Here is a 17,342-nt window from a genome sequence, read left to right as displayed (position 1 = left end):
AAAGTGATATTATTAATGGGGAGAAATCATATGCATCTTGAAGTTATATTGGTATATTTTGAATTATCTGATCGTGTCCTTCGTAAATAATGTTGAAAGTTATATTTATTTAACATTGTTGTATTTCTGGCCATTACAGTATTGGGTTCAAAAATTAATAATACTACTGGTTTTGCATTGTTGCTAATGCATATCATTGTTACCTTTATTCCAAGTCTTGCCGTAACAATACGTCGACTTATTTTATTCGTATTTACTCTTTTGGGAGATACTCAGGATGATAATGAGTACGGCACTGATCCAAGAAGAAAGTATTAATATCGGATATATCGCTAAGAATTTTCAATTTATTGTATAAATCAGTAAGTTAAAATTAGAGTGTGAAAAAATTAATTGTTTAGTTTTCCACGTAATATAAAATTCCACTTATTCCTTTTGTGGAATTTTTTGTTAATTATTTAATTAAATAATTATCGTAGAAAATTATATAAATTTGAATCAATTCTCCTTTTATGCTTTTTTAACTTAAATAAAACATTTTTTATAAAAAATAATGCTTTCCTTTACTTAAAGTAATCATTTTTAATATAGTTCCTTTAGATATTAATATAATGAGTATTATTGATGAGTAAATTACGCCTTGCTTACTACAACTTATCTCCAGAGTTACTTCAAGGTTTTCGTTTTGTAAAAGAAGGTCTGGAAAATAGTCAGTTAGGTTTGCAATTGGTTGAGTTGATCTATTTGCGAGTATCTCAAATCAATGGTTGTTCTTTCTGCTTAAATAAACATTCTCAAGTTTTGCGCGAAAATCAAGAGGCAGAACGTCGGTTAGCTGAATTAGCCGGATGGCGAGTGAGTAGTCAGTTTACTCCCCGTGAAAAAGCGGCGTTGGAGTGGGCCGAAGCGCTTACTCACGTTGTAACGACACATGCAGATGATAATGCTTATTTACCCTTGAAAGATCACTTTACGGATCAGGAAATTTCTGATTTGACCTTTGCGATTGCGCTTATGAATGGGATGAATCGATTAGCAATCGGTATGCGTCATTAATGTTATTTGATTTCATCGTAGTTATTTTGAGCGAGTTAAAAGGAAATTTTTCTTCTGGAAGTTGGGAGTACGCTCCCTCCTTTTAAAAGGAAATATTATCCAAATCAAAAATCATAGATATTAGGCATAACGAACTGACATATCCCTGGCTTTATTTAATTCTCTTGCACATTAACCAATAAATTATTAATCCCCCTGATACCACAAAAGCCATTAGTAATGGCGTTTGCTTGGCAAGGCTGGATTCCAGTATCGTACCAAAACAGAGATACCCAACAGGCACAGCAAGAAATCGTGTGGAGGAGAATAGCGTCATTATTCTGCCAAATAGATTTTCGGGTACTTGACGTTGAATCAGAGTCATTTCAACGGGAGCAGAAAATCCGATGCAAATACCAATAGCGAAAAGCTGAATGAAAAAAGCATATTGTCCGTTAAATAGCGCCAAAGATATTAGGCATAGGACAAATAGACTGTAGCTGGTAATGATAATACGGTTGCTGGGAAAATATTTGCCATAAACACCATAGAGTAGTGAAGAGAGCGTTGTTCCTATGCCAAAGCTGGTCATTGAGATACCGAGGCTTAATACAGAATTAAATTCTTGTTTATTCACATAGGGTAAATAGATGATCAGAAATGGTGTAATCACAAAATTTACTATTGCACTAATGAGTAGTACGGCGAGAAGTTCTTTCTCAGATATCATGTATCTGAATGCTTCAAGGAAATAATGGTGTGGTTGTGAGGGAATTTCAGTCACTTCATTGATATTGGCGACAAAATGTTTTTTCAGAATAATCAGTCCTAATGTAGTTATCAAAAAACTTACCGCATCGAAATACAGGGCATTGAGTGTACCGAGCGTGGCAATAATCAATGAACCAACGATGGGACCGATCAGATCACAAATATTCTCAACCGTACTGTTGATACCATTGATCAATTCATGTTCGCTTTTATTCTGTTTGATTTCTTTTGCCAGCATGACGTCTTTCGCTAAACGTCCAGGGGAATCCAAAATGGTGGAGAATATCAGTAAGACCGCCAACAGGTAAAAATTCAGGACGTCCATGGTGTAAAACAGAGGAATTAACAACACACTGAAAAAATTGACTAAATCAGATAATAAGGAAATGCGATATGCTCCATATTTATCCACTAATTGAGCACTAAAGAAAATGGAAAAGAGCAGGGGAAGGATTTTTGCAGACATTATGGCTGCAACTAATAGTGGGCTGCCCGATATTTCCAAAATCAACCATGGGATAGCAATTTCAGTAATGGCATTTCCTAGAATAGAAACGCCATTGAATGCCAGTAATCCGCTAAGTTGAAAAGGTATACGTTTGGTCATGTGGTTATATAGGCTTACAGTTCTCCCGGCCTGCGTGGGGGATTACGGCCCGTGAAGTTAGTTGTAGCACTGCGGATCTCTTGTCCAAAAATATCAACCCGTGCCTGAAATGGTGGGAATGGCAAGGTGATATCATGTTTGTGGAATTCCTGCAAAATATGTTGATGTACTTCATGACGGGCAGGCATACGATGCCCCATCTCGGCAGCATAGGCACGTAGTTCATAAATCTGAATACCTTGTTGCAAATCCACTAAATACACTTCCGGCATTGGGTTATCGAGAATAAAGGGTGAGCTTTTGGCGGCAGACATCAATATGTCGGTGGCGTTTGCAGAGTCCACATCAGCCGGCACAGGGATTGTCAGGACGATACGCGTGATCGTGTCAGACAATGACCAGTTGATAAATTGCTCTGTAATAAAGGCCTTGTTGGGAACAATAATCTCTTTTTTGTCCCAGTCAGACAGGGTTGTTGCCCGTGTATTGATCTTCGTGATGCTGCCTGTCAGGCCACGGATAGTCACGGTATCACCAATGCGGATCGGTTTTTCAAATAAGATGATCAGACCAGAAATAATATTGGTGAAAATTTCCTGTAAGCCAAAACCAAGCCCAACCCCCATTGCAGCAATTAGCCATTGTATTTTTGACCATTCAATACCCACCAGAGAAAAACCTACCAAACCACCAATGAGGGTAATGCTATATTTGGTAAGTGTCGTAATGGCATAACCTGTTCCCGGTGTCAGCACTAAATGCTGTAACAGGGCGAGTTCCAGCAGAGCGGGTAAGTTACGGACGAGTTGCGTAGTAATAACAATAACTAAGATTGCAATTAATACGGAACCCAGAGTAATTGGTTGAATGCTATCAACACCATTGATGGTTGTACTCACGTCCCAAAGCCGGATATTTTCAAGGAAAGAAAAGGCTGAATGCAGTTCAGACCACAATAGAATAAGTGAAACCAGTGCTGTCATTGTCAGAATTGAGCGTACCAACCCTAACGACTGGGCACTGATGGCATCCAAATCGATGACTGGCTCTTCAATCTCGATTGATCCCTCTACGCTGCTATTGATATTGCCAGAATCTTCTTCACTTTTGGCGCGTTGGGCCAATATTTCTGCGCGGCGTTGTTTTGCCCGTTCAAAAGCGATCTTACGGCGCTGGATTAGCATCCATCGACGTATAATGTGGTAAATGACCAGCAGGAAGAACCAGATAGCGACAGAGGTTTCCAGACGACCTAATAGTGCCTGTGAGGTTTGCAGATAACCCAGGATTGAAGCAAGTGCCGCTAAGATTGGGGCAGAGAGCAGTATCCACCATAGAACAGAGCTAACAATATTTTCGCCTGAACCATGTTTGTCCATATAGAGTGGAATGCCGGCGCGTTTTAAGCTACTGGTGACCAAACTCAGCGAGATACAGAGCATGATGAAACATAGCCTGCCGAGGGTTGCGATAAAGTCCTGGTCTTTGTAATGATTAAAAGTGATCAATGCCATCATCAGAGGCACGATCAGGAAAATGGAAAGGCGATAGAAACGCATCGCTCGTTTGATGCGTTCTTCCGGCCAGCGAAAATGGGCGATAAATAGACCATTGGGATGGGCAAAGGCCGCACTGAGCATAAAGATCCACAGAACGGGGGTGGTTTCACGGACACCGTTACCTATTGCGGTAGCCATCGGATACTGCCATGCATTTTGTAACCCATAACCAATGGCTGACCAAAGCATTGGCAACGGTAATGCCGCGACAACAGACCAAAAAACGGTGCGCATAGTCAAAGAGAAATGATCTTGTGTCACTTTCCCGATGCGATTACTCGAACGCTCAAGAAAAGCATGATACTGGCGGTGTGAACTAACACTAAAAATAACCAGTAATAAAGTACCCAGCAAATAGAGCAGAGTATCTTGTTTGGTTAACATGCTGTGGATAGAGGCGCCCAACTGAGAGAATGTGTCCAGAGATAACAGACGCGTCAGATTTTGCACCACCTTCAATGGATAATTGAGCGATATAGGATTGACATCGGCTACCCAGAACAGATAGCGGTGGGTAGCATCCTGAACTTCTTTCAGGGCATCATTTAATTTGTTGGTGATAACCTTGAATTGTGTCTGTTCCAGGATCTCATTGTCATATCCTGATAGCAGGGAATTTAATAGTTCTTTCCTGGTGCGGATAAGTGACTCATAGACCTTTTTTTGCTCTGGCGTCAGAGTGTGATATGAGGGCAATGTTTGCTCAAGAGGCCGTTGCAACTGGTCCAGCATTTCCTCATATTTCAGTCTTTCGACCCGCAATTCGACAATATCTCTGTCAATTTGCTGGGATTTTGACATATCGGGAATATGGGTGACTCTCGCCCTCAAGGTTTCACCAAGGGCAGTGGAATCGTTTAGCCATTGTGCTTGTTCACGGATAGTATTGAGTGTTTGGAGGACAAAAAGAATTTCGCTGTTGGCCTTGCGCTGTTTTGAACCAATGGCTTCCATTCTCTGGGTTTGCTGGTTGAGCATTTGCGACAATTGGCGGTTTTGCTGGAGTTCTTCCTGCAAAAACTTTGGCAGTTTTTCACCACTCTGCTCCGCCAGCATTTCTGTATATTCCAGCGCAGATTCCGTTTTCTGCTGGCGTTGGGTATTTAACTGGCTGCGTAATCGCTGGAGTTTAACATCCAGTCGTTGATAACGTTTTTTGTATAATTCTGCGCGTATGCGCGCAATTTCCTGACGATTATTGACAGAAAGTTGAGCCATCTCCAGTTCATCAACCATCGCCTTACGGGCATTGACTTCTGCTTGCGCCAGCGCCAATTGCGCTTTGGCCAGTGGCGTGGAAGGTGAATCCAGAGACTGGAACCGAGAAGTTGCCTCAGCTAGCAAACGCTTTGCTTCAGCCTGCTGTTGAGGTAATTGACTCATGGAATCACTGATTTCTCGGAGCTTATCCTGTTCGTGCTGTAATTGGCGCCCTTGTTCCTGTAATTCGTTATTTGTCTGGATAATTTGCTGTTCTAAATTGCTGATAGGTTGGTTAGCCGGAATGGGGGTAGCGGCATTGTCTTCAGCAAGGATTTTTTGGCGTAGTTCTTTGATGATTTTAGGAAATTCATCAATTGCTTGTCGATATTTCTGGGAACGCTCATTGGCGGATTTTGTATCATTAACCCAATTTATTGCCCCTTGAAGTGCATGTGCGATTTCAGAATCTTGTGAGCGTTTACTGCCTCCAACCTGCTTCAGTTCTTGTTTTAGTTGGGTTTCATCCAACTGAGGCACAGAAGCAAAAGCCGGACTCGCAATTAAGAGGCTGAGAAGTAAACTGATAATCAGGCGCACAATAAGGGGCTCCTTGGTTATAAATTAGCTGATGATATCTTTAATTCATTGATTCATCGTTATTTACTGTGGGTTCTTCTGATGTGACAGTTTGCGCCATTATGGCTCCCATACGGGTTTGTGAACCACTGTATAAGTTGTTGGCAAAATTAATTTGATTAGCCGCAAACAAGTTGATCACGGTTGAACCCAGCTTGAAGCGTCCCATTTCCTCGCCTTTTTTGAGGGAAATGACGCCTTCTTGACCTTCTGTAGGGTAGGTCCAGCGCTTGATGATGCCTTCACGCGGAGGTGTGACACAACCACTCCAGACAGTTTCAATACTGCCAACAATGGTCGCACCAACCAGAATTTGCACCATGGGGCCGAATTTCGTCTCAAATAAACAGATGATGCGTTCATTACGCGCAAATAAATTTGGCACATTGGCTGCCGTCAAGGGATTTACTGAGAACAGATCGCCAGGGACATAGATCATCTCCTTGAGCACGCCATCGCATGGCATGTGGACACGGTGATAATCCCTTGGCGATAAGTAAGTCGTGATAAATTGACCATTACGGAACTGTTCGGCCAGTTGATACTGTCCTGCCAGCAGTGCTTCTATAGTGTAATAGTGGCCTTTGGCCTGAATAATCTGATCTTCGCGGATCGCCCCAAGCTGGCTGACGGTGCCGTCTGCTGGCAGGGCCAATTGGTGGGCTTCATTGGCGATAGGGCGAATGCCTTCCTTAAGGGGGCGGACAAAAAATTCATTGAATGTTGAATAAGCAGTGAATGCAGGATCTTGCGCCTCATTCATATCCACTTTATAGGCCTTCGCGAAAGCTTTGATGGCAAGCTGCGTCAGCCAGCCTGCTTTTTTATTGGCAAACCAACCTGCCAGTTTTGTAATACATTGTTTTGGCAGTAAATATTGTAAGTTAATTTTAAAATTATCCAGCACGTCAACCTCTTGGATCTTTTCTTGGCAAATTGGACAAAAGTCGACTATTGTACCTGCCATTATTTTTAATGTCAGGGTATCGTTAATTATTGTCTTATTTTTGAGCGCTTGTGAAATTTCGGCGTGGTTTAACCTGTGCCATGCTTTCCAGAATCCGGTGGTAATTTTCGAAACGTTCCTGAGCAATGGTGCCTTGTTCCAATGCTTCTTTTAGGGCACATCCAGGATCGTCTAGATGTTTGCAATCACGGAACTTGCACCCTCCCAGATATTCGCGGAATTCGACAAAACCTTGTGTAACCTGTTCTGGCGTTAGATGCCACAAGCCAAACTCACGGACACCTGGAGAGTCGATCACATCTCCCCCCAGTGGAAAATGGTAAAGGCGTGCTGTGGTCGTGGTATGCTGACCGAGGCCTGAGTTATCTGAGACATTATTGACCAGAATATCTTCGTTCATGTCGGGCAACAGGGTATTGAGCAAGCTGGATTTCCCGACACCAGATTGGCCAGCAAAGATACTGATTTTGTTAGCCAGCAGTGCGGTCAGTTCAGGGATACCCTCGCCGGTGTAGCTGGAAACCTCCAGTACGCGATAGCCGATATGGCGATAGATCTCCATGACTTCGTTAACCCATTCACGGCTTTCGGCATCTAACAGGTCAATTTTATTGAGTACGATCAGCGGCTCGATATTGAGTGTTTCACATGCGACTAAATAGCGATCGATAATATTCAGCGAAAGCTCAGGTAAGATAGCGGAAACTATCACAATTTGGTTAATATTTGATGCGATGGGTTTGATGCCATCATAGTAGTCAGGACGAGTAAGAACGGAAGTGCGCTCATGAACCGCTTCTACGATACCATTTACTTTGACATCAGACTGGAGTTGTAGCGCGGGGCGCCATACAACGCGATCACCTGTGACCAATGAGTGGATTGTTCTGCGGATATTGCAACGCTGTATAGAAGAATCGGCTGCTTCAATATCAGCATGTTGCCCGAATCGGCTGATCACCAACCCTTCTTGTGGCTCACCAAACTGGCTGTCATCCATTTCTGACTTTTGGGCATTGGCCTTATTCAGCTTGCGCTGATGATTCGCTTGCACACGGCGCTGTTGCCCTTTAGAGAGTTTACTTTTAGCCACCGAACCTCACTTATTTTTTGTTTATCTTTCATCTATCTTGCTGATCATCGCTGTGAGTGATCAAAAACGTTATGATACCTCACAGATACAGACTACCTCTTTTGAAGGAAACTAGGATATATCATGTCAAAAAGTGAGAACAATCTTATCTGGATAGATTTAGAGATGACGGGCCTAGATCCCGAGCGCGATCGCATAATTGAAATTGCGACTATTGTCACCGATTCGGAATTGAATATCCTTGCAGAAGGGCCTGTAATTGCGGTTCATCAGCCGGATGCGCAATTGGCATTAATGGATGAATGGAATGTGCGGACGCATACTGCGAGTGGATTAGTCGAACGTGTAAAGCAGAGCCAGTTTGGTGATGCGCAAGCTGAAAAAGCAACCATTGCTTTTCTGGAACAATGGGTGCCGGCAGGAAAATCACCTATTTGTGGCAATAGCGTGGGGCAAGATCGTCGTTTCCTGTTTCGCTATATGCCAGAGTTAGAAAAGTATTTTCACTACCGTTACTTGGATGTCAGTACCCTGAAAGAATTGGCCCGTCGTTGGAAACCTGAAATGTTGTCGGGATTTAGTAAGAAAAATACCCACCAGGCCTTGGATGATATTCGGGAATCCATTGCTGAATTGGTGTATTACCGCGAACATTTTATCCAGAAATAAAATGTGGTCCAAAAGTAAAGAGCGGCATTTGATATAAGATTTGTACGTAAATTAATCTCTGCATTGGTGGTTAAGCGGATTGTTTGCTGGTTTAATCATCAATCAGAGGAAAAATACAAATTTTTGTGTTGTGGGACTTGCCAGAGAAATAATTTCTCGTATAATGCGCTCCCCGTACCGGTGAAGAATTTCAACCGTACGATATACCAGAATATATGCGGGAATAGCTCAGTTGGTAGAGCACAACCTTGCCAAGGTTGGGGTCGCGAGTTCGAGTCTCGTTTCCCGCTCCAAATTAAGATTTATTCGGGTATGCCAAGTCAGGCTTAATGCAAGCCACACAAAATGCGGGAATAGCTCAGTTGGTAGAGCACAACCTTGCCAAGGTTGGGGTCGCGAGTTCGAGTCTCGTTTCCCGCTCCAAATTCAGGACTGTAGATGTGATAAAAGTCTGCAAGTCATAGAAAAAAGGGCCTGATGGCCCTTTTTTCGTTATAAGAGAATAAATTACCAACTTATTTTATAACGTTTTCAACAACGCTTCTTTACTTTCCAACATGCGTTTCATCGCTTTTTGTTTCACATGACCAAAACCACGTACTTGATCAGGCAGTTCGGCGAGTTGCAGGCAAGTTGCCAGATTATTGCGTTCCATTTTTTCGATTAAAAAATCAATTAATCGCTCATACTCAAGCAGCAAATTTCTTTCCTGTTTACGCTCTTCCTGATAGCCAAAAATATCGAAAACAGTACTACGTAGTGATTTACATGCGGCAAGAAAGCGCAATACAGGAACGATCCACGCACCATATTCTTTTTTTCCACGTTGGCCTGTACGGGGATCTTTGCGATTAAAGAGAGGAAGGCTAAGGTGAAAACGGATGGTATCTGTATTATCAAATTGCGAGCGGAGCTTATCGAAAAAACCGGTTTTAACGTAGAGTCGGGCGACTTCATATTCATCTTTATATGCCATTAACTTGAATAAGTTTTTCGCAACGGATTGAGTAATTTCTTCTGCGTCGATCTGCTGAGCCACCATTTGAACCTGGGCAATACGGCTGAGATAACGCATCGCATATCTTTCATTTTGATAATCAACCAGCAATTGATACCGATGCATGATGAGATCGTCCAGACTTTTTATATTTTCTTGCGGCATAATATTAAGGTGTTTTTGCAGTATTTCGGGTTGTGCTGCCGCGATGCGGCCTATACAGAAAGCTCGTCGGGCATTATCCGCTGAAGCTCCTAGTTCTTGCATGGCATTGTCGATGGCTGATAGTGTGATTGGCAGTTTGCCGAGCTGCCAGGCATAACCCATTAATATGATATTGGTTTGGTCTTTGTCACCGACTAAATGAGTCGCCATTATTTCTGCATCAATGGGGAGTAATGTCTGTGTATGCTGATTCAGGATATCTAACATTTTAGGGTGATCCAGATCCAGCATAGGAGAGCGAAGCATCGTACCGATTTGGGTTTCATGAGTGTTCAATATGCATTTTGTTGATCCCCTCGACATCACTTCCAGTGCGTTTTGCCCGGTGGCAGCCACTAAATCAGCGGCGATAACCAGATTAGCACGTCCGCGATCAATCCTGACTTGATGCAGTGTATCCTTGTTATGGCATAGCCGAACATGGGTTATAGCTTCCCCGCCTTTTTGCGCAAATCCGGTAAAATTGAGCAGACTCACAAAGCAATTATCTAATTGTGCAGCATTTGCCAGTAGGTGCCCTGCGGTGACGATACCTGTACCACCGATACCGACTAATAGGATTTCATAAGGTGTTTTAGCAGAAGCCAGTGTTGGCTGAGGTAGTTTGTGGATAATTTTATCTAACTCAGCTTGTGTGATGATCTTACTGAGATCTGCACGTGGGTTGGCATTTTCGACAGTGATAAAGCTGGGGCAGAATCCTTTCAGACAGGACAGATCTGTGTTGCAGACGTGTTGGTCTATCTTGCGTTTAGTGCCTAAAGGCGTTTTGACTGGAATGACGGCGAGGCAATTTGATTGTATTTGACAGTCGCCACATCCCTCACAGACCAATTCATTGATGACGGCGCGCCGCGTCACTTTTGGCGCTAACCCCCGTTTCCTTTTACGACGGAGTTCTGTGGCACAGGCTTGATCGTAGATGAGTACCGTTACGCCAACGATATCTCGAAGACGTTTCTGTACATCTTCCAGATAATCTCGTTCATAGATCTTTACCTTGGCAGGAAGGTGTTTTTTATATTTATCCATGTCATCCGTCACGACAACCACTTCTTTCACACCTTCAGCAATCATTAAAGAAACAATTTGCGATAGGGTGATATTCCCATCCAGCGGTTGCCCACCTGTCATTGCCACAGCATCATTGAACAGCAATTTGTAAGTAATGTGGCTTCCTGCGGCGACTGATTGGCGAATGGCTAAGTGACCAGAATGGAAATAGGTGCCATCGCCCAGGTTTTGAAAGACATGGGAACGATTGACAAATGGAGAGTGTCCTATCCAGTCGACGCCTTCTCCCCCCATTGGCAAGAGGCCGTTTCCGGTATTGCGATCCATCCACGTAGCCATAACATGGCATCCAATACCAGGCTGAGCTTGGCTACCGTCTGGCAAGCGAGTTGACGTGCTATGAGGGCATCCGGCGCAAAAATACGGTGTGCGTTTAGGTAAGCTTGTATCGTGCTGAATGGTAGTCGTTGACCATTCGGGTGGCACGGAGAGAAATAAATTGAATTGGTGTAACCATCCAGAAAGTGGGGCGGCAACCCGTGAAGGGCGTAGTTCAACATCAGTAGGTAATAACCTCTGACCAAGCTGGTTATGCTTACCTATTAGATTGGCCATTTTCTGTAACTTAACTAATTGATGAGCCAGCAGCATCTCAACGATGGCGGCTTTTTCTTCAATAATAAAAATATGACTGACTTGGGTAGCAAGTTCGCTGAGAAGTGGTGATAAAGGATAAACTAAACGGACATGGAGAAAAGCGACGCCTTGTTGGGCCAGATCAGCCGGTGTAAGGCCCCCGATACGCAGGGCTTCCATAACATCCTTATGGGCCTTGCCAACCGTTACCAATAGAGCCTGTGGCTGTTCGCAGGGGGCGAGCAGGTAATCAATAGGGTTAAGTTTAGCGAACTCTTCGACGGCTTTTAGTTTATAGGCCAGGCGCTTTTCAATTTGTGGGCCAGGGAGATCTGGCCAGCGCCAATGCAACCCATCGGGGCCAGGATCAACGTGGGGAATTTTATAATCAGGGAATGGCTTGCTTTCTCTGACAGCACCGCTTTCCACAACTTCACTGATTGCTTTAAAACCAAACCATGCGCCGCTGACACGTGATGCCGCCCAGCCCCATAAACCGACACTCATATAATCGGCAACCGATGCTGGGTGCAAAATAGGCATACTCCATGCCATCATCGCGAGATCGGATTGGTGGGACATGGAAGAAGAAACACAACCGTGATCGTCGCCGACGATAACCAGCACACCACCGGTTGGTGAGGAGCCGTAGGCATTGCCATGTTTAAGTGCATCACCGGAACGATCGACACCAGGCCCTTTGCCGTACCACATACCAAAAACGCCGTTAACTTGTCTGTCTGGATCTGTTTCGACTTTTTGTGTACCTATCAGTGCATCGGCTGCGAGATCTTCATTAATGGCTGGTTGAAAACGAATGTTAGCTTGGATAAGTGCTTTGCTGTGTTGCCATAATGTTTGATCTAAGCGGGCTAAAGGAGAGCCACGATAACCTGAAACGAACCCCGCTGTGTTGAGATTGTGGATTTCATCCAACTCAGCTTGAGCGAGTAGAAGGTCAACCAGCGCCTCATTACCCGTGACAAATTTAGATTGATAATATCGAGCCATGTTCCTGACCCTCTCTTAAGAGAATAATTATCTAATTAACAACGAAAATTGTTGTTAATCTATTTCCACAAAATCGTTAGGACAAGCATAAATCTTATTAGATGTTGGTTAATTGTTTATTTAATGTTAACTCTGTGCTGTTTGGTATTCCAGATAACTGTTGGGGTTACGGTAGGGATTTTTTGTGTCAAACTGGGGCGAATATCTTTTGAGCGTTTAATTCGGGAGTAAAGCAAAGGACTTGCCATCTTATCTGAAGGCGTTCATAATGGCGCCCATTCCTGATATGTAGGATTTAGAAATTTCCTGTAACTCATAAGGTTACTGGGCTTCAGAATCAGTATTCAGGCATCTCAAGCTAATCATATTAGCTGTCAGCGACGCGGGAATAGCTCAGTTGGTAGAGCACAACCTTGCCAAGGTTGGGGTCGCGAGTTCGAGTCTCGTTTCCCGCTCCAATTTTTGATCTTCAGACGCCTATTTCTATCTGTAATTCATTGAAAAACTTCCTTTATTCCTTAAAACTCCTTGACGCAACGGTGCCTGATGAGAAGTCGTGGCGTAAGTTTTATACCAATAAAACGTAGGCTATTCTCTTGCCGGACAGGATGTAGGAACATGCCTCATGTTTTTGAGGCAGACCATCTGTCTTTCCTGATTCTGGGATTGGTCGAATGGTGAGAGGGATTCTGGGTTGCACGTATGTTTGTCGGGGCTGATATGCTCGACGCAGGGTGTCTATGTACAACGGCTAACTTCGTACGCACTGGCGCCGTAGCGTTGTAAGGCCTTGTGAACCCTGCGTGTTCACCAGCACTTTGTTAGGTGACTTTGTAATTAAGGGCGCTCAAGAGTGATTGCCACACCTTGGCCGCCTCCGACACATAGTGTTGCAAGGCCTTTTCTCAGGTTTCGACGTCGTAGCTCATGAATCAGCGTAACGAGTATTCGCGCACCGGAGGCCCCAATGGGGTGACCTAGTGCGATTGCTCCGCCGTTCACGTTCACTTTGTCCGTGTCCCAGCCTAGCTCTTTGTTGACGGCTAGGACCTGAGCGGCAAAGGCTTCGTTAGCTTCAATCAGATCAAGATCGTCAATACTCCAGCCTGCGCGTGCCAGTGCCAGACGTGTGGCCGGTACTGGGCCAATGCCCATCACGGCCGGATCCACCCCAACGCTGGCATAGGATCTGATTGTTGCGAGAACGGGTAGGCCCAATTGTGCAGCCTTTTCTTCACTGGCCATCAATAACACTGCCGCGCCATCATTCAGGGTGGAAGAATTTCCTGCTGTGACCGTACCATCTTTTTTGAAAGCCGGCTTAAGACGAGCCAGTCTTTCAGGCGTTGTGTCTGGACGGTGTTGTTCATCGGTATCAAATACTTGTACTTCATTATTTTTCTGGGAAATTTTGACAGGAGCGATCTCATCCCTGAATCGTGCCGATGTCACCGCATCAGCGGCCTTCTTCTGAGAAGCCAGTGCGTAGGCGTCCTGTTCTTCTCTGCTGATGGAATAGCGTTCCGCTAGGTTTTCTGCGGTGATCCCCATGTGATAGTCATTGAAGGCATCCCAGAGTCCATCTTGGATCAAACTGTCCTGAAACACACCGTTTCCTAGTCGAAGCCCTGTACGTGCCATGGGCACCAGGTAGGGTGCTTGGCTCATGTTTTCCTGGCCACCAGCAAGAATCAGATCGGCGTCGCCATTGCCGATAGCCTGAGCGGCCAGGTGCACAGCTTTGAGGCCTGAGCCACACACTTTATTCACAGTCATCGCGGGAACAGAGTACGGTAATCCTGCGAAAATTGCCGTCTGTCGTGCCGGGTTTTGACCGCATCCAGCCGTCAGCGTTTGTCCCAGAATAAGCTCGTTAATTTGACCCACATCCAGGTGGGTGTTGTCCAGAATATTGCGGATCACCTCCGCCCCCAATTGATGTGCGGACAGGCTTGATAAACTCCCTTGAAAGCTGCCAATTGCTGTACGTGTGGCGGCTACAAAAACAACATTTTTGTATTTCCCCATATCTAACCCTCTTTACTGATCTGAAAGAGCGCACACAGTTTTCTATCTAACGAATTTCGTCCTGACCCGTTGCAGAAATCTTGTGTACTTAGGTCAGGGCGAGATTTACAGAAAGATGCACTGCGGAGTTATTTGTCTGGTGCTCAGTTAAGCTCTTGCTGTTGTTTAGTCGGCAGGCGATGCGTCACTGAACAAACGATTTTCGCATTGCAAATCACGCTCACGATGTCAGCCCGGCGCCAGTCACCGTCAGCTTTCGTGTATTTCTTCACGTTTTCTAGCTTTGTAAAAATTGGTTGCGATAGCTGCGTGGAGCGGGATAATTCCTGTGAGAACGTGATTGTCGTTCGCTTCATCCACAGTGTGTTGCTTTTGGCACGATCCACTTTGTCTAGGTTGTACAACAGTGTCTGACCAAGTTGTAACGATGCCGCAAAACAACTTGAGACCGACCATGTTTCGTTGGTACAAACGGCTAATGGTGTCACGATTGCCGAGGCGGTAGATTCTTCGTCATCCGAGTGGATCATCACACTGGACACTTCAACGGGCTGCTTTCCGGGAGATAGGACGGGAAGACCGGCATTCGTTGTGGAAACATAAACGATCTCCAGCATCATATTTGCAATAGCCAGTTCTAGCACGTAGTTACCATTGCTGTCTTTCGTCGCTTTACCGGAAATCTCGATATTATCCAGTGAGGTTTCAACCGGCTTATTCCCTGCGATAATGCTGAGTGTGCGGATGGATCCGTTGCGAATTATGTTGTTCTGTAGGGTGTTGGCCAGCAACTGCCTCAAGCATTCAATAGACAACTCGATTACGTCAATGGTACTTAGATGCGGAGTCTGGTGATTCTTCCCTTTCTGTGACCAGACATCCGGAAGGAATACTTGTCCGGTGCATATAAAGCGAAGATGATCGGCCCCTTCTAGTAATCTGAAGTTGATAACTGACTGGTTTGTCCGCAAATATCCGTCGCCGAAGTAACGGGAGTTGCGGACGCCAAGAAATTCATCTATTTCCTTGTAATATGAAAGATTCATAAACGTCTCTTATTGTTATTATGTGGTGCAAGGTAATCAGAGGATAAGCGTCTTATACTCATCCTGTGCCAGCTTGATAGCATCGGCCACCGACATAACCGGTTTTCTGCCAACAAGTTCTGCAATCCGCTCAACCCTTTCTTCCATCGTTCCGCCGACGATCACATATTTGATCCCGAGCTCATCAAAAGTATCTTTTAATAAACTATCGGAAGCTGAGCGGAATTGTTCGTTGACTGGCCGGTGACCATCTTTTGCCAGAGGAAGTTCATTTGGCAGATGGACAAAAAGATCGAATGATTGTTTTACATGTCTTTTAAATAACTTCCCGAGTTCAATCATCATTTCTTCGAAATAAGCTAGCTCCGGTGTTTTAGTCACGGCCTCTCCCGGTGCCAAGCTAATCGACTGATTGGGATTAATGCCATATTTCACGCGCACACTACCGTAGATCCACTCCTGCAATGAACATCCATCAGAGACAAAATCCGGTGACTTGAGGTGCTCATGAAGTACACGTTCGGTATGGCGAGTCACGATCATTTGAATCAACTGTGCGGAAGAGACTTCCTCCAGTGTTTTACCTGGTGCGGCGTCGGGCAGAATTTCGCGCATTGTTCTGGCTTCGGTACGGGGCAGAGCCAGCAGATGACTGACCACGAGTGATGTCAGTGTCTTTCCGGATGAATAAGTTCCTGTTATGCCTAAACGCATTTTATCTTCTCCATAGATTAATTGAGCGAAAGCACCACCGAGCGCTGGGCAATGGCTGGTTTTATTCTTCCAGTCAATCTGCGGGAAATGACTACAACCACTATTCCCAGGCCGGAAATACAAAGCTCTTTTGTTATTTATTCCAGACTGAACTCATAAAAATTAACTTCACTGTAGAGGGACATGCAACTGTCGAATTACGACAGGCATGCCTAAAAGTATTTCATATTAATAAATACAAAATAAATTAGTGAAATTAATCATTTGTCCATTCATTTGCTAATTTTTTTGCGCTAGATTTGGCTTCGGTTTTTGTTTTTGTATAGTCAGCATTCATGACAGTAGGTGCTACATGGAGATGTTCCACTGTTTCCACACCGATAAATTTGAGCCAGTCCTCTAGATATGCAGTGGCAAAATCTGAACCAAACGCTTCGGGAATGCCATCGTAGTACACACCGCTGGCATGGACGACGATAGCTTTTTTCCCTGTCAGTAGACCGGAATAACCTTTCGCAGGATCAAAGCCAAAAGCCCAGCCTGGCTGTGTTACTACGTCAATGAACTGTTTGAGTTTATAGGGAATGCTGTTATTCCAGAGGGGTACGTTAAAGATATAAGCATCCGCTGAGGCGAAGCGATCGAAGACTTTCTTGATGTTTTCCCATGCTTGCTTTTGGTCTGCGCTGAAATCACTAGCCGAGAATAATGCCATCTTTGCGCCAACGGCAAGGCCATCGAATTCAGGCAGCTCATCCTCAAAAAGATTAAATGTATCAATTTGAAGATTGCTGCTGTTTTTGCCCAACTCGTTGATAAAGGTATTCGCAACGTCCAGTGATTGGCTGTCGGAAGCACGTGTTGATGCATTGATGTGTAATAACTTCATGAACTCTTTCCTTAAATTGATCAGCAGAAAGCCTTATGGCTGTCTTGCCATAAGTGGAATAACGAGATTTCGTTATTAAATGAATTTCTGAGAATAACCTATCTGTAACCGGGCATATTTTTTTATATCATTTTTAATTTGCCAACTAAAACGTTGGCGTTTTTATTAAGTTTATTGATTGGTTTTGGCTAAGTCAAGAATATTAATTGGGTTAGGATCTAAAATTATTTCAAGTTTGTAAG

Annotated in this window: 11 protein-coding genes and 3 tRNA genes; 5 read left to right on the top strand and 9 right to left on the bottom strand. The window is 44.3% G+C overall.

Annotated features, from left to right (window positions below):
• Nucleotides 1-624: 624 nt before the first annotated feature.
• On the top strand, nucleotides 625-1,056 hold the full coding sequence (locus WDV74_RS15315; RefSeq protein WP_338883657.1) for a carboxymuconolactone decarboxylase family protein: 432 nt from the start codon (nucleotides 625-627) through the stop codon (nucleotides 1,054-1,056).
• 151 nt (nucleotides 1,057-1,207) lie between these two features.
• On the opposite strand, the gene WDV74_RS15310 is transcribed toward WDV74_RS15315, so the two are convergent.
• From WDV74_RS15310 to rsgA, 4 genes are all read right to left on the bottom strand, one after another.
• Complete coding sequence (locus WDV74_RS15310) at nucleotides 1,208-2,413, bottom strand: MFS transporter (RefSeq protein WP_338883656.1); 1,206 nt, start codon at nucleotides 2,411-2,413, stop codon at nucleotides 1,208-1,210.
• Between the two features lie 14 nt (nucleotides 2,414-2,427).
• The gene (mscM, locus tag WDV74_RS15305; RefSeq protein WP_338883655.1) at nucleotides 2,428-5,772 is read right to left on the bottom strand and encodes a miniconductance mechanosensitive channel MscM; all 3,345 of its coding nucleotides are present in this window, start codon (nucleotides 5,770-5,772) and stop codon (nucleotides 2,428-2,430) included.
• Nucleotides 5,773-5,812: 40 nt separating this feature from the next.
• Nucleotides 5,813-6,718, bottom strand: coding sequence for an archaetidylserine decarboxylase (asd, locus tag WDV74_RS15300; RefSeq protein ID WP_338883654.1), 906 nt, complete (start codon nucleotides 6,716-6,718; stop codon nucleotides 5,813-5,815).
• Nucleotides 6,719-6,812: 94 nt separating this feature from the next.
• The gene (gene rsgA, locus WDV74_RS15295) at nucleotides 6,813-7,871 is read right to left on the bottom strand and encodes a small ribosomal subunit biogenesis GTPase RsgA (protein ID WP_338883653.1); all 1,059 of its coding nucleotides are present in this window, start codon (nucleotides 7,869-7,871) and stop codon (nucleotides 6,813-6,815) included.
• Between the two features lie 123 nt (nucleotides 7,872-7,994).
• Between rsgA and orn the strand changes: the two genes are divergently transcribed.
• The 3 genes from orn to WDV74_RS15280 all read left to right on the top strand — a co-directional run bounded on the left by orn (nucleotide 7,995) and on the right by WDV74_RS15280 (nucleotide 8,963).
• A complete protein-coding gene (gene orn, locus WDV74_RS15290) occupies nucleotides 7,995-8,540 on the top strand; it encodes an oligoribonuclease (RefSeq protein ID WP_338803962.1) in 546 nt (181 codons plus the stop codon).
• 217 nt (nucleotides 8,541-8,757) lie between these two features.
• Nucleotides 8,758-8,833: transfer RNA gene (locus WDV74_RS15285), tRNA-Gly, on the top strand.
• Nucleotides 8,834-8,887: 54 nt separating this feature from the next.
• Nucleotides 8,888-8,963 (top strand) — tRNA-Gly (locus WDV74_RS15280).
• Between the two features lie 97 nt (nucleotides 8,964-9,060).
• Here WDV74_RS15280 and WDV74_RS15275 read toward each other — a convergent pair.
• A complete protein-coding gene (locus WDV74_RS15275; RefSeq protein WP_338883652.1) occupies nucleotides 9,061-12,423 on the bottom strand; it encodes an indolepyruvate ferredoxin oxidoreductase family protein in 3,363 nt (1,120 codons plus the stop codon).
• A 382-nt stretch (nucleotides 12,424-12,805) separates the two neighbouring features.
• Between WDV74_RS15275 and WDV74_RS15270 the strand changes: the two genes are divergently transcribed.
• Nucleotides 12,806-12,881 (top strand) — tRNA-Gly (locus tag WDV74_RS15270).
• Nucleotides 12,882-13,260: 379 nt separating this feature from the next.
• On the opposite strand, the gene WDV74_RS15265 is transcribed toward WDV74_RS15270, so the two are convergent.
• The 4 genes from WDV74_RS15265 to WDV74_RS15250 form a co-directional block, all read right to left on the bottom strand.
• On the bottom strand, nucleotides 13,261-14,451 hold the full coding sequence (locus WDV74_RS15265) for an acetyl-CoA C-acetyltransferase (protein WP_338883650.1): 1,191 nt from the start codon (nucleotides 14,449-14,451) through the stop codon (nucleotides 13,261-13,263).
• A gap of 143 nt (nucleotides 14,452-14,594) precedes the next feature.
• Nucleotides 14,595-15,497 (bottom strand): AvrD family protein, encoded by a 903-nt coding sequence (locus WDV74_RS15260; RefSeq protein WP_338883649.1) that lies wholly within the window; start codon nucleotides 15,495-15,497, stop codon nucleotides 14,595-14,597.
• A gap of 36 nt (nucleotides 15,498-15,533) precedes the next feature.
• Nucleotides 15,534-16,211, bottom strand: a complete 678-nt coding sequence (locus WDV74_RS15255; protein WP_338883648.1) for an AAA family ATPase — start codon at nucleotides 16,209-16,211, stop codon at nucleotides 15,534-15,536.
• 256 nt (nucleotides 16,212-16,467) lie between these two features.
• Nucleotides 16,468-17,100 carry an NAD(P)H-dependent oxidoreductase gene (locus WDV74_RS15250; RefSeq protein WP_338883647.1) on the bottom strand — a complete coding sequence of 211 codons (633 nt, stop codon included), beginning with the start codon at nucleotides 17,098-17,100 and terminating at the stop codon, nucleotides 16,468-16,470.
• Between the last annotated feature and the right edge of the window lie 242 nt (nucleotides 17,101-17,342).

It is taken from the genome of Xenorhabdus sp. TH1 (genome assembly GCF_037260955.1).
Lineage (GTDB): Bacteria > Pseudomonadota > Gammaproteobacteria > Enterobacterales > Enterobacteriaceae > Xenorhabdus > Xenorhabdus griffiniae.
The sequence above is the reverse complement of the archived record's forward strand: the minus strand, read 5'-3'. Positions and strand labels throughout refer to the sequence as shown.

Bases quoted from the DNA above. Each gene is read 5' to 3' on its own strand.
- WDV74_RS15315 (WP_338883657.1), top strand. From the start codon at position 625: ATGAGTAAATTACGCCTTGCTTACTACAACTTATCTCCAGAGTTACTT.
- WDV74_RS15310 (WP_338883656.1), bottom strand. From the start codon at position 2,413: ATGACCAAACGTATACCTTTTCAACTTAGCGGATTACTGGCATTCAAT.
- orn (WP_338803962.1), top strand. From the start codon at position 7,995: ATGTCAAAAAGTGAGAACAATCTTATCTGGATAGATTTAGAGATGACG.
- WDV74_RS15275 (WP_338883652.1), bottom strand. From the start codon at position 12,423: ATGGCTCGATATTATCAATCTAAATTTGTCACGGGTAATGAGGCGCTG.
- WDV74_RS15265 (WP_338883650.1), bottom strand. From the start codon at position 14,451: ATGGGGAAATACAAAAATGTTGTTTTTGTAGCCGCCACACGTACAGCA.
- WDV74_RS15260 (WP_338883649.1), bottom strand. From the start codon at position 15,497: ATGAATCTTTCATATTACAAGGAAATAGATGAATTTCTTGGCGTCCGC.
- WDV74_RS15255 (WP_338883648.1), bottom strand. From the start codon at position 16,211: ATGCGTTTAGGCATAACAGGAACTTATTCATCCGGAAAGACACTGACA.
- WDV74_RS15250 (WP_338883647.1), bottom strand. From the start codon at position 17,100: ATGAAGTTATTACACATCAATGCATCAACACGTGCTTCCGACAGCCAA.